Origin of the sequence: Longivirga aurantiaca (genome assembly GCF_042660085.1) — a bacterium.
GTDB classification, from domain to species: Bacteria; Actinomycetota; Actinomycetes; order S36-B12; family CAIYMF01; genus Longivirga; species Longivirga aurantiaca.
This window is the reverse complement of the sequence record NZ_JBHSTI010000002.1, coordinates 160,064-182,753: the sequence shown is the minus strand read 5'-3', so window position 1 is coordinate 182,753 and position 22,690 is coordinate 160,064. Positions and strand designations below refer to the sequence as shown.

The 22,690-nt window shown below is 72.5% G+C and carries 20 protein-coding genes; 6 read left to right on the top strand and 14 right to left on the bottom strand.

Annotated features, from left to right (window positions below; genetic code table 11):
- Positions 1 to 25: 25 nt before the first annotated feature.
- The 5 genes from ACFQGU_RS01030 to ACFQGU_RS01010 all read right to left on the bottom strand — a co-directional run bounded on the left by ACFQGU_RS01030 (position 26) and on the right by ACFQGU_RS01010 (position 4,207).
- The gene (locus ACFQGU_RS01030; RefSeq protein ID WP_386763489.1) at positions 26 to 406 is read right to left on the bottom strand and encodes a YkvA family protein; all 381 of its coding nucleotides are present in this window, start codon (positions 404 to 406) and stop codon (positions 26 to 28) included.
- 345 nt (positions 407 to 751) lie between these two features.
- The gene (locus ACFQGU_RS01025; protein WP_386763488.1) at positions 752 to 1,153 is read right to left on the bottom strand and encodes a hypothetical protein; all 402 of its coding nucleotides are present in this window, start codon (positions 1,151 to 1,153) and stop codon (positions 752 to 754) included.
- A 102-nt stretch (positions 1,154 to 1,255) separates the two neighbouring features.
- Positions 1,256 to 2,446: a glycine C-acetyltransferase gene (locus tag ACFQGU_RS01020; protein WP_386763487.1), complete on the bottom strand. Its 1,191-nt coding sequence runs from the start codon at positions 2,444 to 2,446 to the stop codon at positions 1,256 to 1,258.
- A complete protein-coding gene (gene tdh / locus ACFQGU_RS01015; RefSeq protein WP_386763486.1) occupies positions 2,443 to 3,480 on the bottom strand; it encodes an L-threonine 3-dehydrogenase in 1,038 nt (345 codons plus the stop codon). Before tdh ends, ACFQGU_RS01020 begins: the two co-directional genes overlap by 4 nt.
- 106 nt (positions 3,481 to 3,586) lie before the next feature.
- A complete protein-coding gene (locus tag ACFQGU_RS01010; protein ID WP_386763485.1) occupies positions 3,587 to 4,207 on the bottom strand; it encodes a hypothetical protein in 621 nt (206 codons plus the stop codon).
- On the opposite strand from ACFQGU_RS01010, the gene ACFQGU_RS01005 reads away from it, so the two are divergent.
- Positions 4,185 to 4,307: an LPXTG cell wall anchor domain-containing protein gene (locus tag ACFQGU_RS01005; protein WP_386763484.1), complete on the top strand. Its 123-nt coding sequence runs from the start codon at positions 4,185 to 4,187 to the stop codon at positions 4,305 to 4,307. The genes ACFQGU_RS01010 and ACFQGU_RS01005 overlap by 23 nt on opposite strands.
- Positions 4,308 to 4,382: 75 nt before the next feature.
- Here the strand turns inward: ACFQGU_RS01005 and ACFQGU_RS01000 are convergent, their stop codons facing one another.
- From ACFQGU_RS01000 to ACFQGU_RS00975, 6 genes are all read right to left on the bottom strand, one after another.
- Positions 4,383 to 6,092, bottom strand: a complete 1,710-nt coding sequence (locus ACFQGU_RS01000; protein WP_386763483.1) for a hypothetical protein — start codon at positions 6,090 to 6,092, stop codon at positions 4,383 to 4,385.
- A gap of 232 nt (positions 6,093 to 6,324) precedes the next feature.
- On the bottom strand, positions 6,325 to 7,167 hold the full coding sequence (locus ACFQGU_RS00995; protein ID WP_386763482.1) for an ABC transporter permease: 843 nt from the start codon (positions 7,165 to 7,167) through the stop codon (positions 6,325 to 6,327).
- Positions 7,167 to 8,096: an ABC transporter ATP-binding protein gene (locus ACFQGU_RS00990; RefSeq protein ID WP_386763481.1), complete on the bottom strand. Its 930-nt coding sequence runs from the start codon at positions 8,094 to 8,096 to the stop codon at positions 7,167 to 7,169. Before ACFQGU_RS00990 ends, ACFQGU_RS00995 begins: the two co-directional genes overlap by 1 nt.
- 120 nt (positions 8,097 to 8,216) lie before the next feature.
- Positions 8,217 to 8,903, bottom strand: coding sequence for a response regulator (locus tag ACFQGU_RS00985; protein ID WP_386763480.1), 687 nt, complete (start codon positions 8,901 to 8,903; stop codon positions 8,217 to 8,219).
- The gene (locus ACFQGU_RS00980) at positions 8,900 to 10,060 is read right to left on the bottom strand and encodes a sensor histidine kinase (RefSeq protein WP_386763479.1); all 1,161 of its coding nucleotides are present in this window, start codon (positions 10,058 to 10,060) and stop codon (positions 8,900 to 8,902) included. Before ACFQGU_RS00980 ends, ACFQGU_RS00985 begins: the two co-directional genes overlap by 4 nt.
- 96 nt (positions 10,061 to 10,156) lie before the next feature.
- Positions 10,157 to 10,801: a GAP family protein gene (locus tag ACFQGU_RS00975; protein WP_386763478.1), complete on the bottom strand. Its 645-nt coding sequence runs from the start codon at positions 10,799 to 10,801 to the stop codon at positions 10,157 to 10,159.
- Positions 10,802 to 10,962: 161 nt separating this feature from the next.
- Here ACFQGU_RS00975 and glsA point away from each other — a divergent pair, with 161 nt between their 5' ends.
- The 3 genes from glsA (at position 10,963) to ACFQGU_RS00960 (ending at position 14,528) form a co-directional block, all read left to right on the top strand.
- The gene (gene glsA, locus ACFQGU_RS00970; RefSeq protein ID WP_386763477.1) at positions 10,963 to 12,807 is read left to right on the top strand and encodes a glutaminase A; all 1,845 of its coding nucleotides are present in this window, start codon (positions 10,963 to 10,965) and stop codon (positions 12,805 to 12,807) included.
- Between the two features lie 152 nt (positions 12,808 to 12,959).
- Positions 12,960 to 13,430, top strand: coding sequence for a hypothetical protein (locus tag ACFQGU_RS00965; RefSeq protein WP_386763476.1), 471 nt, complete (start codon positions 12,960 to 12,962; stop codon positions 13,428 to 13,430).
- 165 nt (positions 13,431 to 13,595) lie between these two features.
- Positions 13,596 to 14,528: a hypothetical protein gene (locus ACFQGU_RS00960; RefSeq protein WP_386763475.1), complete on the top strand. Its 933-nt coding sequence runs from the start codon at positions 13,596 to 13,598 to the stop codon at positions 14,526 to 14,528.
- Between the two features lie 91 nt (positions 14,529 to 14,619).
- Here the strand turns inward: ACFQGU_RS00960 and ACFQGU_RS00955 are convergent, their stop codons facing one another.
- The 3 genes from ACFQGU_RS00955 to ACFQGU_RS00945 all read right to left on the bottom strand — a co-directional run bounded on the left by ACFQGU_RS00955 (position 14,620) and on the right by ACFQGU_RS00945 (position 19,041).
- Entirely contained in the window at positions 14,620 to 15,798 is a 1,179-nt protein-coding gene (locus ACFQGU_RS00955; RefSeq protein WP_386763474.1) for an inorganic phosphate transporter, read from the bottom strand.
- Positions 15,799 to 16,094: 296 nt separating this feature from the next.
- Positions 16,095 to 17,564, bottom strand: a complete 1,470-nt coding sequence (locus ACFQGU_RS00950; protein ID WP_386763473.1) for an NCS2 family permease — start codon at positions 17,562 to 17,564, stop codon at positions 16,095 to 16,097.
- A gap of 664 nt (positions 17,565 to 18,228) precedes the next feature.
- Positions 18,229 to 19,041, bottom strand: coding sequence for an esterase/lipase family protein (locus ACFQGU_RS00945; RefSeq protein ID WP_386763472.1), 813 nt, complete (start codon positions 19,039 to 19,041; stop codon positions 18,229 to 18,231).
- A gap of 116 nt (positions 19,042 to 19,157) precedes the next feature.
- Between ACFQGU_RS00945 and ACFQGU_RS00940 the strand changes: the two genes are divergently transcribed.
- Together ACFQGU_RS00940 and ACFQGU_RS00935 are read left to right on the top strand one after the other, a co-directional pair.
- Complete coding sequence (locus ACFQGU_RS00940) at positions 19,158 to 20,462, top strand: glycosyltransferase (protein ID WP_386763471.1); 1,305 nt, start codon at positions 19,158 to 19,160, stop codon at positions 20,460 to 20,462.
- Positions 20,459 to 22,543 (top strand): ArnT family glycosyltransferase, encoded by a 2,085-nt coding sequence (locus ACFQGU_RS00935; protein WP_386763470.1) that lies wholly within the window; start codon positions 20,459 to 20,461, stop codon positions 22,541 to 22,543. Before ACFQGU_RS00940 ends, ACFQGU_RS00935 begins: the two co-directional genes overlap by 4 nt.
- The last annotated feature ends 147 nt before the right edge of the window (positions 22,544 to 22,690 follow it).

The following is a 22,690-nucleotide window of genomic DNA, read 5'->3' as shown; positions in this document are numbered from 1 at the left end:
CCGGGCGGCGCGGCGGGTGCGACGGCTAGGGGTGCAGTACCTCGCCCGGGACCACGCGCGGGTCGTCGACGGTCGGCGAGTCGACTCGGCCGCTCTCCCAGTGCCGGTACGCCGTGGTCGCGCCGAACAGCGCCGCGATCAGCCAGGCCGCGATGCCGGCGTCGTCGATCATGCCGGGCAGCGTCAGGAAGGCCTCGGGCAGCAGGTCGATCGGCGACACGATGTAGACGGCCGCGAGCAGCATGATGAGCAGGCGGCCTCGGCCGATGCCGTCGAACCGGCCGGACATGACGTCGCGGACCATGCGCGGGATCGAGCCCACGCGCTGCGCGAAGCCGACCGGTCCGTCGGTCGCCGCGGCGCTGGCGGCCGCGGCGTACGCGGCCTTCCTGCGGGTGCTCGCCATGTCGTGCCTCCCTCGTCCCGGAGATTCGGGCTCGTACCGTCCGACGCCTTCGGGCGGCTCCAGGTTCCCACGACGGACGCCGGCGGGCACCCCCTCACGACGAAGTCCGCCCCACGCACCTCGTGTCGGGGGAGGCCGAGGTGCGTGGGGCGGGCGATCGTCCCGGCGGGCCGGGGGCCGTCACGCACCGCCTCCACGGGGATGGCGGGGGTGCGTGACGGCGTCTGGAGGGCCGGCATCACCGGCGGCACCCACCTCCGCGGAGGCGGGTGCCGCAGCGTGCGACCCGGTGGGAGAGGAACCGGCCACCGGGCCGCGACCGACGCGGTGGCTCCGTGCCGGAGATCAGATGACGAGCGAGCCTCGGCACACCTCACCGGTGGCCGCGTTGCGCGCGGCGCCGCTGATCGTGTGAGTGCCGGCGGCGTTCACGACACGGCGCGTCACCGAGAACGAGCCGCTCGGAGCCTGGGTGGTGGCGCGGCCCGAGGCCTTGGTGACGCCGTCATGGGTGATCGCCCAGGTCCAGACCTGGCCGTTGCGGTTCTGGTCGACCTCCCACTCCACCTGGAGCGCGCCGTTGTCGGGCTTGGCCTTGAGCTTGTAGTTGCTGCCGCCCGTGCAGGAGCCGGTCGCGATGACATCGGTGCTCTTGGCGCTGGCGGGCGCGGTGACGACCACGCCGGCCACGAGCACGAGCGACGCTGCGGCCGCGCCGAGTGCGGCAGTGTTCCGGATGCTGAGCATGTGGTCCTCCTCGTGGTTCCCGGGAGGCTGTCCGTCTCCCGGCACGAGAAGGCTGCGTCCGCCCGAGGGCGGCGCGGAACCCGGCCGATGGTCCCGGTACCCCTAGGACACCGCGGTGCGGGCGGCCGCGAAGGCGGCGACGGCGCGGTCGACGTCGGCGTCCGTGTGCGCGGCCGATAGCTGCACGCGGATGCGGGCCTGGCCCTGCGGCACCACCGGGAACGAGAACGCGACGGCGTACACGCCGCGGGCGAACAGCTCCTCCGCCATCCGCCCCGCGACGATCGCGTCGCCGAACATCACCGGCACGATCGGGTGCGAGCCCGGCAGCAGGTCGAAGCCCTCGGCCTCCATCCCTGCACGGAACCGAGCCGCGGCGGCGTGCACGCGGTCGCGGAGCGCGCTCTCGCCCTCGAGCAGGTCGAGCACGGCGAGCGACGCCGCCACGATCGGCGGCGCGACCGAGTTCGAGAACAGGTACGGCCTCGCGCGCTGCTTGAGGAGCGCCACGATCTCGGCCCGCGCGGCGACGTAGCCGCCGGACGCACCGCCGAGCGCCTTGCCGAGCGTGCCCGTCACGATGTCGACGCGGTCGCGCACGCCGAACAGCTCGGGCGTGCCTCGACCCGTCGGACCGACGAAGCCGACGGCGTGCGAGTCGTCGACCATCACGAGGGCGTCGTGCTTGTCGGCGAGCGCGACGATCTCGTCGAGAGGCGCGAGGTAGCCATCCATCGAGAAGACGCCGTCGGTGACGATCAGCCGGTAGCGCGCACCGGCCGACTCGACGAGCCTGGCCTCGAGCTCGGCCATGTCGCGGTTGGCGTAGCGCAGCCGCTGCGCCTTGCAGAGGCGCACGCCGTCGATGATCGACGCGTGGTTGAGCGCGTCCGAGATCACGGCGTCGCGCTCGTCGAGCAGGGCCTCGAACACACCGCCGTTCGCATCGAAGCACGAGCCGAACAGGATCGAGTCCTCGGTGCCGAGGTACGCCGCGAGGCGCTGCTCGAGGTCGCGGTGGATCGTCTGCGTCCCGCAGATGAAGCGCACCGACGCCATCCCGTAGCCCCACTGGCGCACGGCCTTCTCGGCCGCCTCCACCACTCGTGGGTCGTCGGCGAGCCCGAGGTAGTTGTTGGCGCACAGGTTGAGCACGTCCCGGCCCTCGCCGTCGACGACGTGCGTGCCCTGCGGCGACGCCATCACCCGCTCGGGCTTGAAGACGCCGGTGGCGCGCATCTCGTCGAGGCGGCCGTTGATGTCCGCGCGGAGCGCGTCGAGCGACGCCGTCATGACGCCACCTCCCAGTCGAGGACGACCTTCCCGCAGTGGCCGGACGCGGCGGTGTCGAACGCCTCGTCGAAGTCCGTGTACGGGAAGCGGTGTGTGATCACGGGCGAGATGTCGAGGCCAGCTCCGACGAGCACCGACATCGCGTACCAGGTCTCGAACATCTCCCGGCCGAAGATCCCCTTCACCGTGAGCATCGAGCGGATGACGCGGTCCCACTGGAACTCGACCGACGTCGACGGCAGGCCGAGCAGGGCGATCTTCCCGCCGTGCGCCATCGAGGAGATCATCGACTGGAGCGCCGGTGCAGCACCCGACATCTCGAGCCCGACGTCGAAGCCCTCGACCATGCCGAGCTCGGCCATCACGTCGCGCAGGTTGGCCGTGCGCACGTCGATCGCACGCGTCACGGCGCCCATCGACTCCGCGAGCGCGAGCCGCTCGGGCGAGAGGTCGGTGATGACGATGTTGCGCGCGCCCGCGTGCCGCGCGACCGACGCGGCCATGATCCCGATAGGGCCGGCGCCCGTGACGAGCACGTCCTCGCCGAGCACCTCGAACGCGAGCGCCGAGTGCACCGCGTTGCCGAACGGGTCGAAGATCGCGGCGACGTCCGGGTCGATCGGCTTCGGGTGCCGCCACACGTTCGTCGTCGGCACGACGACCACCTCGGCGAACCCGCCGTCGCGGTCGATGCCGACGCTCACGGTGTGGGGGCACAGCTGACGCCGTCCGCCGAGGCACCACCGGCACCGTCCGCAGACGATGTGCCCCTCGACGCTCACGAGGTCGCCGACGTCGACCGTGTCGACCCCGGTGCCGATCTCCTCCACGCGCCCTGCGATCTCGTGGCCGAGAGTCACCGGCGTGCGCACCGCGCCCTGGGCCCACGGGTCCCACGACCGCACGTGCAGGTCGGTGCCGCAGATCCCTGTGCGCAGCACCCGGATCCGCACCTCGCCGGCCCCCGTAGGAGGCTCCGGCACGTCCTTCAGCCACAGCCCCGGAGCAGCCTCCGCCTTCACCAACGCCTTCATGACGTCCAGCCAACCACGCGGCCGCGCCCGATGCGCCCGCCCCGCGGACGTGGGCTCGCGTTCCGGCCGCCGACCCGGAGGTCACGAGTCGGCTCGGATGCGCGCATCACCGACCCCTCCTGTGCTGAGGTAGCCCCGGCGGGACGAGCCGCCCGGACGGGACGGGGTTCAGCGTGCGATCGAGGCTTCTCACCGGTGCTGCGGGCGCAGCGCTCGTCGTCGGGCTCGTGGCCGGCTGCGGCAGCGGCAGCATCTCGCTCCCGAGCGAGCGCCCGACCCTGCCGACGCCGTCGATCTCGCTTCCCAGCGAGCTCCCGACGATCCTCCCGAGCCGTACGTCGGAACCGCCGAGCGAGTCGCCGAGCGAGTCGCCGTCCGAGTCGATCGAGCCCACGGAGTCGGCCACGCCCGAGCCGACCGCGTCCGAGAGCTCGCCCGAGCCGGCCGAGAGCGAGACCGAGGCGGCCTCGCCCACGCCGACGACGTCGTCGGCGAAGCCCACCCCCAGCCCGACACCGACGAGCTCGTCCGCCGAGCCCACGAGCGAGTCGGCCACCCCGACGGAGTCCTCCGCCGGGCCGACCCCCGAGCCGACCCCCGAGCCGACGTCGGAGAGCCCCACGGCGGAGTCGAGCAGCGCGGTGCCGAGCGCCTCGGCGTCGGTCGGCCAGGGCACCCCGCCGCCGGCGTCCGACTCCTCGGGCATGCCCTCGTGGGGCTGGATCATCCTGCTCGTGCTCGCCGCGATCGCGGCCGGCGCGGGCTGGCTGCTCAGCCGCCGCCGCGAGGACGACGAGACCGAGGGCACCCACTCCCCCGACGCCTGACCGCCCGCGGACCCCTGCCCGGAGCAGCGCGCCGGAGGCTTGAAGCCGACAGCGGGCGCGAGCTCGCGGACTCCCTCACGTCGGCGAGGTCGTGAGGTCGAGGACCCAGGCCCTGCCGCTCTCCGTCATCGGCCGGAAGGTCACGGTCGCGATGCGCGTCAGGTCGACCCCGGGCACGTCACCCAGCGGCAGCGAGAGAAGCTGGGCCCAGGTGCGCGAGGGCAATACGGGACCGCCCGGCATCGCCTCGATCGGGCCCCAGACGCCGAGCTCGGCGGAGCGACCGGCGGTGTCGGTGATCGCCACCTCGAAGGCCACCGGCGACCCCTCAGCACCCACCGCGACGCGCGACTCCAACGACGTCGAACCCGCCAGGTCGATCGGCGTGGACGGCCTGATCGACACCGACCCACCGGCGCGCGTCCACGAGATCTCCACCGCAGACGGGCCGACCGTGCCGTCGGATGCATTGGGCCAGTGGGGGTTCAGACCCTGGTTCGCCCCTCTGCCGCAGTCCTGCGGCTGCTCCGTCTCGGACACACCACGACAGACGAAGGCGGTTGCTCCGTCGGTCGCTGTCACCCGGGTCGACGCGTCGGGGGCGGCGGAAGTGCGCCCGTGACCCGTCGGGGTCACCCAGACCCGGGCACCGTCGGTCACGGGGAAGTCCACAGACGCGTCGAGCACGCGGCCAGCGATGTCCGACCCCCCGAGGAGGGCCGAGGCGACGAGCGTCATCCCTCGTGCGAGCGTCTCGCGCTGATCCGCAGGCGAGAGCCGGGTGGGGCTGGACGCCTTGCACATCGGGTCCACCGTGCCGCCCTCGGTGACGACGTCGTCGTAGCCACCGCCCGAGACCGAGACGTTCTCGTCCCACTCGGTGTTGAAGTAGTTGTGGTTGGCGCCCCGCACCAGCAGCGACGAGCGCAGGAGGCCGGGGTCGGCGACGCGATCGACGTACGCCTGGCCGAGGCTCGGGCCGACATCGCCGTCGCAGTCGCCGGAGATCGCGACGACCGCGGTCGTGCTGCGGGGCGAGGGCTCGAACGCGGTCGGCCCGACGAGGACCACGCCCTTGACCGTCCAGGCCGAGGACCCCGCGCCCTCCCAGGCCGCGCGATCGACGCCTTCGCCGCCACGACTGTGGCCCATCAGCAGCACGGACCTCAGGTCGAGCGAAGGCCACTGGGCCAAGGAGCCGATCGCGCCATTGGCGAGCGCGTCGAGATGTCGCCGGACGAGCACTGAGCGGGCGGCGGCTCCTGCGTCGTCGCCCATGTCGGTTGCCAGCACGTTGACACCGTTAGCCGAGACAGAGACCGTCAGGAACCCATGCGAGGCGAGCCGCTCCTGGAGGTACGTGAAGCCGCGGTTGTTGCCGATCGGCTCTTGCCCTGTCGGGCACGGCCACGCAGTGCTCGAGTCCTTGGTCGTCGGGTTCCAGCACGACGCCCAATACCCGTGGAGCAGGACCACGACAGGCAGTGGACCGGTCGCACCCACGGGGCCGACCACCTGAGCCTCCACCTCGAGCGGGGAGGAGAGCCCCTCGACAGCGAGGTCGTCGAGGGCGTAGTCGGCGGCGGCGACCTCGTACGGGCCCGGCGCCGCGAGGGCTTGCACAGCCTCGGCATCCGACGGGCCGGACGGCGACGGGGGCGGCGCGCCTCCCGGAGTCGATGTGGTGGGCGCCGGGGTCTGCTCGGTACCGGTCGAGCACGCAGTCAGCGCCAGGAGTGCCACGGCGACGGACGCGCAGATGCGGACGGCGGGAGTGATGCGCACGGCACCCGATGCTAAGAGGCCGAGCGGCGCCACGGCACGCGCAATTCACCCGAAGACGTACGAGCCGGAGGGGAGTGATGCTCGCGTGGGCGGCAGCGGGCCGTTCCGAGCACCAGGGAGACGACGAGGCCGCCGACCCCGCCCAACGCCTGACCAACCGCGGCATGGGCCGGCCCCCGCCGAGGGACGACGGGGGCCGGGTTCGGGGGCGGTGCCGCACGGCGCTGCGGGATCAGGCGTCGCGTCGCTTCAGCACGACGGCGGCGCCGACGACGGAGGCCAGGACCCAGCTCGCGAAGACGGCCATGCCGGCGCCGGGGCTGAGCAGCGATGCGCCGGTGTCCGAGAGGGACGTGAAGGCCTGGGCGGCGTTCGACGGCAGGTACTTGAGGACGTCGTCCCAGCTGTCCGGCAGCAGCGCCGAGGCCAGCGTCGGGATGAACAGGACCGCACCGATCACCGTGCCGATCGCCGCCGCGGTGCTGCGGAGCATGACGCCCAGCGCCAGCCCCATGACCCCGAGGCCGACGACGTTCGCCGCGGTGCCGAGCACGGCCCGCGCCACGCCGTCGTCCGACCACGCCATGGTCGCAGCGCCGCCGGCGTCGAGCACCGCCATGCCCGCGAAGAACGCGATCACGACGCCGGTCACGACCACGGAGGCCATGAGGCCCGTGAAGGTGGCGAGCTTGCCCCACAGGACGGGCAGGCGCTTCGGCACCGCCGCCAGGGTCGTGCGGATCATGCCGGTCGAGTACTCGCGCGCACCGACGATCGATCCCATGACCGCCACGACGAGCACCGCGAGGTTCGCGCCGGTCAGCGTGGTGCTCACCGGGTCGCTCGCCGAGAACGCCGGGCCGCCCCCGGGGCTGTCGGCCTGACCGCTCGCGGTGAGCGCGGCCACCACCCCGAAGCCGATGAGGACGACCAGCGTCCCCACGACGTACGCCCAGGTGCTGCGCAGCGTGCGCAGCTTGATCCACTCGCTGACGAGCACGCGAGAGGTCGTCGTCCGGACAGGCGCTGTGGCGGCGGCCCGCGTCGTCCCCGTCTCGAGGGCTGTGGTGCTCATCAGGCTGCCGTCCTTCCGGTCGTGTCGGTCGAGCCGTGGTAGTCCACGGCATCGCGGGTGAGCTCCATGAACGCCTCCTCCAGCGAGGGGGCGACGTCGACGAGCTGGTGGAGCACCAGGCCCGCTGCGGCCGCCAGCTCTCCGACCTGGCTCGAGCTCAATCCGGTCACGTCCAGGCGCCCTGGCGCGCTCGAGGCCACGACGACCCCGGGCTGGATCAGGAGATCGCGCAGCCGACCGGCGTCCGGGGAGATCACCTGGACGCTGTTCTGCGACGACTGGGCGATGAACTCGGCCATGGGGACGTCGGCCAGGATGCGGCCGCGCCCGATCACGACGAGATGCTCGGCGGTGAGCTCCATCTCGCTCATGAGGTGCGAGGAGAGGAAGACGGTGCGGCCCTCGGCCGCGAGCTCCTTGAGGAGGTTGCGGATCCAGAGGATGCCGTCGGGGTCGAGCCCGTTCACGGGCTCGTCGAGCATCACGGTCTGCGGATCGCCGAGCAGCGCCGTCGCGATCCCGAGGCGCTGACCCATGCCGAGCGAGAAACCGCCGGCACCCTTGCCGGCCACCTCGGTGAGGCCGACGACGTCGAGCAGGTGGTCGACGCGTCGCGCACCGACGCCGATGGTCGCACCGAGCGCCAGCAGGTGGTTGCGCGCCGAGCGGCCCTTGTCGATGGCCTTGGCCTCGAGCAGCGCGCCCATCTCGGTGAGCGGTGCGGGCGCCTCGGCGTAGGGGCGGCCGTTGACCGTCGAGGTGCCGGAGGTCGGCCGGTCGAGGCCGAGGATCATGCGCATCGTCGTGGACTTGCCGGCGCCGTTGGGGCCGAGGAAGCCGGTGATGACGCCCGGCTGGACGGTGAAGCTGATGGAGTCGACAGCGGTGACGTCGCCGTACCGCTTGGTCAGCTCGTGGACCTCGATCATGGGTGCTCCTGGTGGTGTCGTCTTCGTGGTGACACCACCGTCGCCTGCGCGGGTACGAGTCGTCGTCGTCCTGCTGCGGGCTCTCGCGACTGCTGCAGACGCAGTACGTCGCGCAGCGGGCTAGCGGCCGCGCGGGTCCGGGTCGCCCGCGCGCACGAGGCCCGACTGGTACGCGAGCACCACGAGCTGCGCACGGTCGCGGGCACCGAGCTTGGCCATCGCCCGGTTCACGTGCGTCTTGGCCGTGAGTGGGGAGACGAAGAGCCGCTGCGCGATGTCGTCGTTGGACAGGCCGTGGGCGACCAGTCCCACGATCTCGCGCTCCCGCTCGGTGAGGACGTCGAGATCGGACGACGACGCGTCCGGCACGTCCTGCGGCTGAGCGAGCAGCCGGCCGATGAGGGCCCGGGTGGCCTTCGGCGACAGCAGCGCCTCGCCGGCCGCGACGACCCGGATCGCCTCGAGCAGCTCGGCCGGCTCGACCGACTTGCCCAGGAAGCCGCTGGCACCCGCACGGAGCGCCGCGAGCACGAGGTCGTCCTGCTCGAACGTCGTCAGGACCACCACCCGCACGTCGGCGAGATCGGCGTCCGCCGTGATCGTCTGGCTGGCGCTGAGCCCGTCGGTCCCCGGCATGCGGATATCCATGAGCACGACGTCGGGCCGCAGCTCGCGCGCCTGGCGGACGGCGTCCTCGCCGTCCACCGCCTCGCCGACGACCTCCATGTCGGACGCGCTGGCCACGAGCGCGGCGAAGCCGGCCCGGATCAGGGTCTGGTCGTCGGCCAGCAGCACCCGGATGCTCACGACGCCGCCTGGGCGGACGCCGGGAGCTCGACGCGTACGCGGAAGCCGCCGGCGCCGTCGGGCCCGGCCTCGAGGTGGCCGCCGCTGGCCAGCACGCGCTCGCGCATCCCCACGAGCCCGAGCCCCGATCCCTCGACCGCTCCTCCGGCGACCCGGTTCGTCACCTCGATGACGACCGTGGGGTCGGAGTCGACGATGCGCAGGTCCGCGCTGCCCGCCCCGTGCTTGTACGCGTTGGTCAGCGCCTCCTGCACGACCCGGTACGCCGTCAGGTCCGCGATCGGGGCCAGCGACGGTCGGCCGCCCTCCTCGTGCACGGTCACCCGCAGCCCGGTGCGGCGCATCGACTCCACGAGGGTGTCGAGCTCGCACAGCCCCGGCGCCGGCGCCGTCTCCGTGCCGTCGTCGTTGGTCCGCAGGACACCGAGCAGCGACGACATCTCGGCGAGCACGTCGCGGCTCGCCTCACGGACGTGCCCGAGGGCGGCGCGCGCCTGCTCGGGCTGCTCGTCGAGCAGGTGCAGAGCGACGCCGGACTGCACGTTGACCACGGAGATGTGGTGCGCGACGACGTCGTGCAGCTCGCGCGCGATCCGCAGGCGCTCCTCGGTGACGCGGCGCTGGGCCTCCTCCTCGCGGCTCGCCTCGGCCCGCTGCGCGCGCTCCTCGGCAGCTGCGACGATCGCCCTCTGGCTGCTGACGGCGAAGCCTGCCGACACCGCGAGGCCCACCCAGGCCAGCACGATGTACGTCGTCGGGGAGCGCCAGTCGTCGAACACGCCGAGGGCCGTGATCACGGCGACGACCGTCACGACACCCGCGACGGCCGCGTCGCGACGCGGGCGGAGCAGGGCGACCGTGTACAGGGCGACGAGGGCGGGGAAGAGCGCGCCGGTCGGGCCCGCCTGCACCGCGACCGCCACGACGGCGACCACCAGCGTCACGACCCAGACCGCGACCGGGCGGCGGCGGCGCACGACGAGAGCCGCGCAGGCGGTCAGGACGAGGAGCGTGGACAGCGGGGTGGCCGCCGCGATGCCCGTGGGGGCGTCCGCCGGGACGAGCATCGACGGGATCGCGACGAGCACCGCGAAGCCGACGTCGCTGGCGCGCGGATGCCCACGCATCCACGCACGGGCATCGGCGGGCCAGCTCACGCGGCCACTGTAGGTGCGGTGCCGTCGGCGACGCGTCCCCCGGATGCGGTAGCCGGCAACGCCGCGGCGTACTGCAGGGGCAGTACGCCGAGCCGGCTACAGACTGGTGATGCCCTCCTGCAGGAGCAGGAGCCCGATGACGACCAGGACGACGGCCATCACGGCGGCGTTGTTGCGCACGAGCCAGTCGCGCGCGACGCCCAGCGGGCGCAGGACCCGCTCGCCGAGCAGCGTGTACGCCAGCACCGGGATGGCGACGCTCACGGACGCCACGAGCGTGAAGAGGACGACGGCGACGACGTCGCCCCGCGCCGTGAAGTCGTCCGCGCCGATGGCGAGGCCGGCCGCGGCGGCGAGCAGCAGCACCTTGGGGTTCGCTGCCGACAGCAGCAGCGCCAGGCGGAACGCGGCCCTCGGCGACGCGCCGCTGATCTGGCGCATCCACGCAGGCTGCTCGGAATGGTGCCCGCGGCCGACCCATTGCTTCACGCCGTACGCCACGAGCGCGACGCCGCCGACGATGCGCAGCCACGACGCCCACTCGGGGGTGTCGGAGCTCTGGTCGACGACCTCGGCCAGCAGGACGAAGACCGCGGCCGTCCCTCCGACGCCGACGAGCCAGCCCGACAGGAACGACCACGCCGCCGCACGGGCTCGGTCGGTGAACAGCAGCAGGATCACCGGGATCACCGGGAACGGCGAGGCAGCGATGCCGATCGCGAGCGGCAGCACCTCGCCCACGTGCCCTCCAGCCCTCGACGTCACCCGAACCCTAGGCGAGCAGCGGCCGCGGGCGGTCCTCACCCGCCGCGGCGGCCGGCGGTTGTGACCGAACGAAACGCACGCGCAACACCTGGCTGCCACCCTTGCCACCAGACGCCGAACCACCCGGGAGACCAGCAGTGAGCGACGCCGCACCCAGCCGCACGCGGGGCCCGATCGAGACCCTGCTCGACGAGGTGTGGCGCGAGGTGTCCGCCAACGACGAGGGCACGATCGCGACGTACATCCCGGAGCTCGCCAAGGCCGACCCCGCGACCTGCGGCATCAGCCTCGCCACCCTCGACGGCCAGGTGTACGACGCCGGCGTGCTGGTGCCGTTCACGATCCAGTCGGTGTCCAAGCCGTACGTCTACGCGCTGGCCCTGGCCGACCGCGGGCAGGAGGCCGTGCTCGAGAAGGTCGGCGTCGAGCCGACGGGCGACCCGTTCAACAGCATCAGCCTCGACGACCGGTCGAGCCGTGCCTTCAACCCCATGGTCAACGCCGGCGCGATCGTCACCTCCACGCTCGTGTCCGGGCAGACGCGGGCGGAGCAGTTCGAGCGCATCCACTCGGGGCTGTCGGCGTTCGCCGGTCACGAGCTCGCGATCGACGAGGACGTGTTCCACAGCGAGCGCACCACAGGAGACCGCAACCGCGCCATCGCCTACCTCATGCGGTCGGCCGGCCTGCTCGACGAGGACGTCGACGAGCAGGTCGAGGGCTACTTCCGCCAGTGCGCGGTGCTCGTGACCGCCCGCGACCTCGCGGTGATGGCCGCGACCCTCGCCAACAGCGGCATCAACCCCGTGACCGGCGAGCAGGTGGTGCCGCGCGACGTCGTGGCCTCGGTGCTCACCGTCATGGCCACCTGCGGCATGTACGACTACGCCGGCGAATGGCTCTACCGCGTGGGGATCCCGGCCAAGAGCGGGGTGAGCGGCGGCGTCTCGGCAGCCCTCCCGGGCCAGCTGGGCCTCGGCCTGCACAGCCCCCTGCTCGACTCCAACGGCAACAGCGTGCGCGGCGTCGTCGCGGCCGAGCTGCTGTCCAAGCGGCTCGGGATGCATCTGCTGCTGCCGTCCGAGCGCACCCGCAGCGGCCTGCGCCGCACCTACCGGGCGGACGCGATCCGCTCGCGCCGCGGCCGCCCCCGCGCCCACCGAGCCGTGCTCGACGTCGAGGCCTCGGCGATCGTCGTCCACGAGCTCGTCGGCGACGAGGGCTTCGCGAGCACCGAGCTGCTCATCCGTGCGGTGCTCGACGACCCTCGGCCTGCCCGCTGGCGCGTGCTCGACCTGCGGCGCGTGACGCGCATCGACACCGCCGCCGCGGCGCTGCTGCTCTCGCTGGTCGACCAGCTGACGGCGGACGGCGTGGTGGTGGGGCTCGTGGAGCCGCGCACGATGCAGCCGCGCACCACGCTGCGGGCCCTGCCCGACACCGTGCACAGGTTCGCCGACGCCGATGCCGCGCTGGAGTGGTGCGAGACCGAGCTCCTGCGCGAGCACGGCATCGAGGACGACATGCTCGAGGGGCTCGTGCCCCTCGCAGCGCAGGAGCTGCTCGAAGGGCTGCCCGACTTCGCCGTGCGGGCGATCGAGGAGCGCTGCACCACGCGTGTCATCACGGCCGGGGCGATCGTGTTCGACGAGGGCGACGAGGCCGACGGCCTCTACTTCGTCGGCGCCGGTCAGGTCGCGGCCGACGTACGGATCAAGAACCAGTCGGGCCGCCGGCGCCTCAGCACGATCTCGGCCGGGTCGTCGTTCGGCGAGCTGGCGCTCGTGGACGGCAGCACCCGATCGACGAGGATCGTCGCCCTCGAGCCGACCATCTGCCACGTGCTGGCCCCGGACGCGTTCGCCGAGCTGCGCCGCCGCGACCCGGCGTCGGCGGGTGAGCTCGTGCTCGCGATCTCCCGGAGCCTGTCCGCACGGCTGCGGTCCTCGACGGCCGACGTCGCAGCGTTCGAGGACTCCTGACGGCCTCCCGACGGCCGTCCGTCACCCGTCCGGAGCACTGGTGGCACGCGGCGTCCGACTTCTGGGACGTTTCTTGGACGTCCAGGAGGTGAACCCCGCACGCGTGCTGCCGATGATCGGAGTGTCAGCACACCGACGTCTCGGAGCACCTCATGAAGATCCGCATCGCCGTCCCGATCGCCGCGGCCGCCCTGTTCATGGGCTCGACCGCCGCGTTCGCCTCGACGCACATCGCCGTCCCGCAGACGGCGCCGTCCGCGGACTCCGTGAAGACCGCGGTGCCCGAGCCCGACGACGACGCGACCGAGGCTGCCGAGCCCACCGAGACGCCCAGCGTCGAGGCCACCGAGACCGAGAGCCCCGAGGTCGAGGCCAGCGACTCGGCCACCCCGCGCGTCGATGACGACAGCGACGACTCCTCGGAGTCGCCCGCGCCGAGTGCCACACGCAGCCGGGACGACGGCGACGACGAGGCCGAGGACGCCGACGAGCAGGGCGAGGACCACGCCGACTCGGACGACAGCGACAGCGACAGCGACAGCGACAGCGACTCCGCCGACTCCGGCGACGACCACGAGGACGACCACGCCGACGACGACTCCTCGGAGTCGGACGACGACTGACAGTCGCCCCCGCGCACGCAGCCGAAGGCCCGGCCCCCCTAGGGGATCGGGCCTTCCTGCTCGGCACCACACGATCGAGCGGCAGATGGACCGAAAGGGTGACGCGGCGGCCATTCTGTGGCACAACTGTCCGGTGGGATCTACGACGTCCGGGGAGGGGCGGCAGTGAAGTTCGGCCGAAAGCGCTCGTCGCCCGAGCCCGAGCTCGTCGACATCACGCGCCGGCTGTCGATCCTCGATCTGCGCTCGTCGGTACGTCCGAGCACCCCTGCCGCCGCGGCCGCGGACGAGCCCTCCCCCGAGGCCCCCGCGGAAGCCCCAGCCCGGCCCACCGCGGCCGCCCCTGCTGTCGTGGCAGCCCCCGCTGCCGTGGTCGCGGCCCCGGCTCCCCCTGCCCCCGCGACGCCGCCGTCGGCGCCCGAGCCCGCGCTGCCGGTGCCCGCCGCAGCCGCCCCGGTCGAGCAGCCGCCCTCCCCGGCGGTGCTGGCGATGCCGGACGCCGCGGCGTACGAGATGGCGGCATTCGAGCTGAGCACGCCGCCGCCGGCCCCCGAGCGCGCGGCTGAGCCCGTCGCCGAGGTGCAGCCGCCCGCGTGGTCGTTCGAGCAGGTCGCCCGCATCGAGGACGCAGAGCACCACGTGTCCGCCTGGGTGCAGCCCGGCCCGGCGGGTCAGCCGTCGCAGCCCGAGATCCACCCCGTGGCCGCCTGGGAGCAGCCGTCGCCCGAGGCGCTCCTCGACCCGGTCGTCGACGCGGCTCCCGAGCCCAGCGCCGTCGTCGAGCAGCCGACCGGCTGGGGTGTCCCGGCCGAGCCCGAGGCCGCGCCGCAGCCCGACCTCCACCCCGTCGCCGAGTGGGAGGCGCCCGAGGCCGACGCAGCCCCGGAGGCACCCGACCTGCCGGACGCCGAGGTGCCCGACCCGCGCCCGGAGGAGACGCCCGCAAGCGTCGACCTCACCGAGCCGGCTGCCGAGGAGGCCCCCGCGGTCGACCTCACCGAGCAGGTCGAGCACGACCCGGTCTACGCCGCGGTGGAGGCCTCCGTGCGGCAGAAGCTGCCCCAGGACGACGACGGCGTCGTCCGCTGGCGCTGGTAGCCGCAACCGCGGCGAACGACGGAGGGGCTCCCCGGATCAGGGGAGCCCCTCCGTCGTTCGCCGTGCGGGCCGCAGGCGGCCCGGTGACCGCTCAGGCGGCCGGGCCGTGGCCCTCGAGGTGCGGGGTGAGCTCGAGCGGCTTGTCGAGCTCCTCCTCGGTGGGGATCTCGGCCTCGACGTCCTCGGCGGTGATCGTGTGCGCCATCGCCCAGCCGATGAGCACTGCGGCCACAAGCACCAGACCGCCGGTGACGATCCAGGCGAAGGCGCCAGGCAGCTGGGTGGACTTGAAGGCGAGGAAGCCGACGATGACGGTCGAGGGGAGCGTGATGATCCAGGCCATCACCATCTCGCCGACGACCTTGAGGTTGATCCCGACGCCTGAGGCGACTCCGGCACCGGCCACCGACGACGCGGCAGCGTGCGTGGTCGAGATCGGGACGCCGAGGCCGGTGGCGCCGAAGATCGCGGTCACGGCGCCGGCGTTGGCCGCCACGCCCGACGACGCGTGAAGCGTCGTGATCTTGAGCCCCATGGTCTCGATGATCTTCCAGCCGCCCCAGATCGTGCCGAGGGCGATGGCGCCGTACGCCGCGAACTCCACCCAGACCGGCACGACGACGTTGCCGTCGGCGGCCGCGGTGAGGTGGCCGGTGCCCACGAGCAGAGCTGCGATGACACCCATCGTCTTCTGGGCGTCGTTGGCGCCGTGCCCGAACGACACCGCCGCGGCCGAGACCAGCTGCAGCCACTTGAACGGCTTGGCGTTCTCGTGCGCGCCGGTGGCCTTGCGGATGGCGCCGATCAGGTACATCGCCAGGAAGGCGATGAAGAACGCGACGAGCGGCGAGATCACGATGGCGATCGCGGTCTTCTGCACGCTCGACCAGGAGATCGCGTCCATGCCGCCGGCGGCGAGGCCGGCACCGACGAGCCCACCGATGAGGGCGTGGCTCGACGACGAGGGCATGCCGACCCACCAGGTCGCGTAGTTCCACGCGATGGCGGCGAACAGCGCCGCGAACACGACCGCGACGCCCGTGAAGTCGGCCTTGACCGTCTTCGCGACGGTGTTGGCGACGGCGGTACCTACGATGAAGACGGCGGCGAAGTTGAAGAACGCCGAGAACCAGACGGCCCACTTCGCTGGCAGCGCCCTCGTGGCGACGACAGTCGACACGGAGTTGGCGGCGTCGTGGAAGCCGTTGGTGAAGTCGAACAGCAGGGCCAGAGCTACGACCGCCACCACGGCGATCAGCGTGAGGTCCACAAGTGTCTCCACCGTGCGAGGGCCGGCCCCCCTGGGCAGCCCGGACACGCACAATGTCGGGGATGCGTGCCCCGGTGTCTATTCGGTGGAGTGAACAAACCACGAACGGGTGGTGAACGGGCCTCGGGTGGGGCGACACGCCCGGTATGAGGGCCGTTCACCGGCCAGTCATGCCTTACTCACGAACCGTTCTTCGCATGTTCATCCCGTACCCCTGCTCGGGGGTCATCGGACGCCGGTGGGGGGCGTCCCCAGGATCGGGGCTGCCCCCCACCGGGGGTTCGTACGGGACGGGGTCAGGAGACGCCGAGCACCGTGCTGATCGGGTCGTAGGCGAAGTAGACGACGAACGCGGCCGTCACGGCCCACATGAGCGGCTTGACCTCGCGGGCCTTGCCGGTGGACACCTGGATGAGGGTCCACGAGACGAAGCCGGCACCGATGCCGTTCGTGATCGAGTACGTGAACGGCATGATCGTGAGCGTCAGGAACGCGGGGATGCCGATCGAGTAGTCGGTGAAGTCGATGTGGCGGATCTGGGTCATCATCAGGAACCCGACGATCACGAGCGCGGGAGTGGCCGCCTCGTGCGGGATCACGGTGACGAGCGGCGAGAAGAACATCGCGACGAGGAACAGCACGCCGGTGACGAGCGAGGCGATACCCGTGCGTGCGCCCTCACCGACGCCGGACGCGGACTCGATGTAGCTCGTGTTGCTCGAGACGCTGGCCGCACCGCCCGCGGCTGCGGCGACGGAGTCGACGAGCAGGATCGCCTCGAGGTGGGGGACGTCGCCCTTCTCGTCGAGGATCTCGCCCTCGTTGGCGATGCCGAACACCGTGCCCATGGTGTCGAAGAAGTCGCTCAGCATGAGCGAGAAGATCGCGAGGATCGCCGCGATCAGGCCGATCGCCTTGATGCCGCCCAGCAGGTTGAACTGGCCGAGCAGGCCGAGGTCCGGAGTGGAGACGACGGTGTCCGGCAGCCTCGGGACGTTGAGGCTCCAGCCGAGCTCGTTGGCGATGCTTCCGTCGGCGCCGACGCGCGGGCCGACCTTGGCGATCGCCTCGACGATGATCGCGAGGATCGTCGTCGCCACGATGCCGATGAGGATCGCGCCCTTGACCTTCTTGGCCACGAGCACGGCGAGCAGCAGAAGGCCGAAGACGAAGACGAACGTCGGCCAGCCGCGCAGGGCGCCGTTGGTTCCGAAGCTGATCAGCGGGACGCCCGGGCGCGCGATGCCGGCGTCCACGAAGCCGATGATCGTGATGAACAGGCCGATGCCCACGCCGATCGCGTACTTCAGCTGCTCGGGGACGGCGTGGAAGACCGCGGTGCGGAATCCGGTGAGCACCAGCAGGGCGATGATGATGCCCTCGATGACCACGAGGCCCATCGCGTCGGCCCAGGTCATCTGCGGGGCGAGGGTGAAGGCGACGAAGCCGTTGAGGCCGAGGCCCGCGGCGAGCGCGACCGGGAAGCGGCCGATGGCGCCCATCGCGATGGTGAGCAGGCCGGCCATGAGCGCCGTGGCCGCGGTGACCATCGTGATCGACTGGACGATGCTGCCGCCGCCCAGGAAGTTGTCGGTGCTGTCCTTCGCGGTGCCGATGATGAGGGGGTTCAGCACGACGATGTACGCCATCGTGAAGAACGTGACGAGACCACCGCGCACCTCGCGCGAGACGGTCGAGCCGCGCTCGGTCAGGTGGAACCAGCGGTCCCAGCCCGTCACTGCGCGGTCAGGGGCTTCCACAGCCATGGATGTGCCTTCCGGGAGGAATGTGCCGCCGAGAGGTGGAGGGAAGTCGGCGACCAGCGGCTGAGGTTAACGCTCGGCGAACGGCCCGTCACGCTACTGGCCAGTTTTCCTCGGGCCATCATGAGAACCGCGAAACATGCTGGAACCACAAGGGTTTCGGCGACCATGGAAAGCACCCGGACATGCGACGAGGCCCCTCGAAGTATGAGTTCGAGGGGCCTCGCGCCAGCCGTCGGCCCACCTCCAGGAGACCTGGAGGCCGGCACGACCCGCGGGTGCCGCCGCGGCCGCCGTTCCCCGTCCGGGAGACCCGGGCGCTTCACGAGCGGATGCCCGCCCAGCAGGGCCCGTCGGTCCACTGCGATGGCACTCGCAGCCGGGAGGGTTGCCCCTCCCGGGATGGACTGACGTTCTCCGTCCGGGCCGTCCCTGCCTCCGGCGCCTGCCCCGGGTTGCCCCGGTGCCTGCCCCGTCCGCGAGGACGTGAGGAGATTGATACGCGCCCCGCGTCAACGGGCGCAAGGGGTTTGGACGACGAATATTCGTGCACAGCTCCGCACACAGCGTCGTCCACACCCTGCCGTGCTCACGCCGCAGGTTGTCCCCACCCCTGTGCACAAAACTCGTGGACAACCCATCGCGCCGCGCACCTGGTCGCCGGCGGTCAGGCGGCGAGGGCGCGCGGCGTGAGCGAGCCCAGGATCGACACCACGAGGTCGATGACCTCCGGGTCGGCACCCATCCCCATGTGGGTCGCGGTGCACTCGACGTGCGTGGCGTCCGGGTCGAGGCATGCGCGCCAGTCGATGACGCCGTCCTCCATGGAGAACACCGCGGTGTAGCCGATGTCGTCGGGGAACGGGCCCTCGAGAACCGCCATCACCGACCGGGCGCAGTCGCCGGACAGGCAGTCCTGGTCGAGCAGGCCGGGGATGCCGAGCGCGTGCAGCTTGGCCAGCACCCCGATCTGCGCCGACAGCGTCTCGCTCACGGCGAGCGGGTGCGTGTTCGGCGTACCCAGGGTCACGAGCGACTCGACGAGGTCGGGCCGGCGTACGGCGACGACCTTGCCGAGCGTACCGCCGCGGCTCCAGCCGACGAGCGAGACCCGCTGCCCGACCCGCTCGGCGACGACCTCGAGCCGACGCTCCAGAGCGTCGGCCATCTCACGGGTGCAGCCGACGTTCGGCCCGATCCCGCTGCGCGAGGTCCAGTGCCCGCGGCGGCGCAGGGCCTCGGCCATCGGCTCGAGCGCGATGTCGGTGGCCGCGAACCCGGGCACGAGCAGCACCGGCACGCGGTCGGTGTCGACGAGCGTGGGCTCCGACAGCTCGGAGCGCTGGGCGATGATCCTGCCCGCGACCTGCAGCACCGAGAGGTTCTCGCGCACAGCGGTGAGGACCGGCGGCCGGAAGGTCGTCGGGTGCTTGAGCAGGTCGCCGATCTCCTCGAGCGAGCGCACCACCGGGTTGGACACCCCCACAGTGTGCGACACGACCTCCCCGAGCGGAACGCCATTCCCCTCGTCGCACACGTATCGGAGGCACACACCGCGTTCACGGTGATCACAGGTTCGGGCGCCACGGTCGCCCCATGACCGCACCCACCGACCCCCGAGAGCACGGCTCCCCCCTCCGTGCCTGGTCCGACAGCCCGGAGGCCGGGGTGAGCGCGTCACCGGCGGTCGTCGCCGCGCAGAGGCGGCGCACGGTCGTCGACGTCGTCGTCCCCGTCCACAACGAGGAGACCGACCTCGGCCCGAGCGTCCGCCGGCTGCACGCCTACCTCGAGCTGCACCTGCCGGTGACCTACCGCATCACCATCGCCGACAACGCGAGCACCGACCGCACGTGGACGATCGCCGAGGACCTCGCCTCGACGCTGCCGCACGTGAGCGCCGTGCGGCTCGAGGAGAAGGGCCGCGGCCGCGCGCTGCACCAGGTGTGGTCGGCGAGCGACGCCGACGTGCTCGCCTACATGGACGTCGACCTCTCCACCGACCTCGCCGCGGTGCTCCCCCTCATCGCACCGCTGCTGTCCGGCCACAGCGACCTCGCGATCGGCACGCGGCTCGCCCGCGGATCGCGGGTCGTGCGCGGCACCAAGCGCGAGCTGATCTCCCGCTGCTACAACCTGCTGCTGCGCCTCTCGCTCGCCACCCGCTTCTCCGACGCGCAGTGCGGCTTCAAGGCCATCCGCGCCGACCGCGCCCGCGAGCTGCTGCCCCTGGTCGAGGACACCGGCTGGTTCTTCGACACCGAGCTGCTCGTGCTCGCCGAGCGGTCGGGCCTGCGCATCCACGAGGTGCCCGTCGACTGGGTCGACGACCCCGACTCGCGCGTCGACATCGTCGCGACGGCGAAGGCCGACCTCCACGGGATCGTCCGCCTCGCGCGCGGCATGGCCTCGGGCTCGATCCCGGTCACGGCGCTGCCGTCGTACCAGGGCGCCGACGTCCCGCCTCGGCTCGGCCGCCAGCTCGCGCGGTTCGCCGCCGTGGGCGTGCTCTCGACCCTCGCGTACCTGCTGCTCTACCTGATGCTGCGCAGCGGTCTCGGCGCCCAGTCGGCCAACGCGACCGCCCTGCTGCTCACCGCCGTCGGCAACACCGCGCTCAACCGTCGCCTCACCTTCGGCGTGCGCGGCGCCACCGACCGGTTCCGCCATCAGCTGCAGGGCCTCGTCGTGTTCGCCATCGGTCTCGCCCTGACGTCGTCGTCGCTCTGGGCCCTGCACTCCGCAGCGCCCGCGGCGCCCCGGTGGCTCGAGCTCGGCGTGCTGGTCGCCGCCAACGTCGGCGCCACCCTCGTCCGCTTCCTCCTCTTCCGTTCGTGGGTGTTCCCGCGTCGCGAGAGCCCTGCCCTGCCCGCACAGCCCGACCGGAGGACCACCGCATGAGCACCGTCGACGACCCCACCTTCGCGCCGCCGCTCGACGGCATCGACGAACGCAGCGCGGCCGAGCCGACCGGGCGCATCGCCCGCCCGTGGCGCGGCAACCCGGACGACCCGCGCTGGGTACGTCCGTCGTTGCTCGCGCTCCTGCTCGGCACGGGCCTGCTCTACCTGTGGGACCTCGGGTCGTCGGGCTGGGCGAACGCGTTCTACTCGGCCGCGGCGCAGGCGGGCAGCGAGAGCTGGACGGCGTTCCTCTTCGGCTCGTCCGACGCCGCGAACCTCATCACCGTCGACAAGCCCCCGGCCTCGCTCTGGCCGATGGCGCTGTCGGTGAAGCTGTTCGGCCTCAGCAGCTGGAGCATCCTCGTGCCGCAGGCGCTCATGGGCGTCGCGAGCGTCGGGATCCTCTACCTCGCCGTACGCCGGGTCTCCGGCGCGGCCGCCGGCCTCGTCGCGGGCACGGTGCTGGCGCTCACGCCCGTCGCGGTGCTGATGTTCCGCTTCAACAACCCCGACGCGCTGCTCGTGCTGCTGCTCGTGGCGGCGGCGTACACCACGATCCGTGCGACCGAGAAGGCCTCGATGCGCTGGCTCGTGTGGACCGGCGTGCTCGTCGGCTTCGCCTTCCTCACCAAGAGCCTGCAGGCGTTCCTCCCCCTGCCCGCTTTCGCGCTCGTCTACCTGTACGCCGCCCCCACGACCCTCGGCCGCCGCATCCGCGACCTGCTCGTCGCGGGTGCCGCGATGATCGTGGCCGGCGGCTGGTGGGTGGCCCTCGTCGAGCTCTGGCCGGCGGACAGCCGCCCCTACATCGGAGGCTCGCAGACCAACTCGGCCTGGGAGCTGATCATGGGCTACAACGGCCTCGGCCGGATCACCGGCGACGAGGTCGGCAGCGTCACCGGTGGTGGAGCGGCCATCGGCGGCAACGCCGGGGGCATGTGGGGCGAGACCGGCATCGGTCGCCTGTTCTCCAGCTCGTACGGCGGTCAGATCGCGTGGCTGATCCCGGCCGCGATCGTGCTCGCCATCGCGGTTCTGGTGCTGCGGGGCCGCGCACCGCGCACCGATCCCGTGCGCGCCTCGGTGATCCTGTGGACCGGCTGGCTCGCCATCACCGGCGCGGTGATCTCGTTCGCCGCGGGCATCATCCACGAGTACTACACGGTGGCCCTCGCCCCCGCGATCGGTGCGCTCGTCGGCATCGGCGTCGTCGAGCTCTGGAGGCAGCGCGAGCGCGCGGCCGCACGCATCACCCTCGCGGTGACCGTGGCGGGATCCGCGGTCTGGGCGAGCGTGCTGCTCGCCCGCTCGGCCGACTTCCTCCCTGCGCTGCGCTGGGTCGTGCTCGTCGGCGGCACCCTCGCCGCCCTCGCCATCCTCCTGGCCGACCGGCTCAGCCGCCGCGCGGCGCTGGGCGTGGTGGGAGCCGGGCTCGTGCTCGCGCTCGCGGCGCCGACGGCATACGCGCTGCAGACGGCGTCCGAGCCGCACACCGGCTCGCTGCCGTCCGCCGGCCCTGCGGTCTCCGGCGGTCGCGGCCTCGGCCCTGGCGGCGGCCAGATGCCGGGCGGCCCGGGAGGCCCCGGCGCACAGGGCTTCCCCGGCGCACAGGGCTTCCCCGGCACCCTCCCCGGCGGCGGTACGGGAGCGCTGCCCGGCGGTGGCGTGGGCGGCCCTGGCGGCGGCATGGGAGGGCTGCTCGACGCCGCCACCCCGACGGCCGAGCTGCAGGCGCTGCTGCTGCAGGACGCCGACTCCTACACCTGGGTCGCGGCCGCCGTCGGTGCGCAGACCGCGGCCGGCTACCAGCTCGCGACCGGCTACCCCGTGATGTCGCTGGGCGGCTTCAACGGCAGCGACCCCTGGCCGACCCTCGCGGCGTTCCAGGAGTACGTCGCGTCGGGCCAGGTGCACTGGTTCATCGGCGGCGGCGGCTTCGGCCCCCAGAGCGGCGGGGCGTCGACCACCGGCGAGATCTCCGCCTGGGTGGAGCAGAGCTTCTCCGCCCAGACCGTCGGCGGGGTGACGGTGTACGACCTCACCGCACCGCTCTCGGGCACGACCAGCACCACTGCGTGACGCTCTCCTGACGGAGAGCGACGGGATCCGCGTGCACCGTGATCCGCCTGGTGCACGCGGATTCTCGGCGTCCCGCCGTCCGTTGCTCACAGTGGGTGACACCTCTCTCACCCGCTCGGCCCATTCACCCGTCAAGGGGCTGCTGCG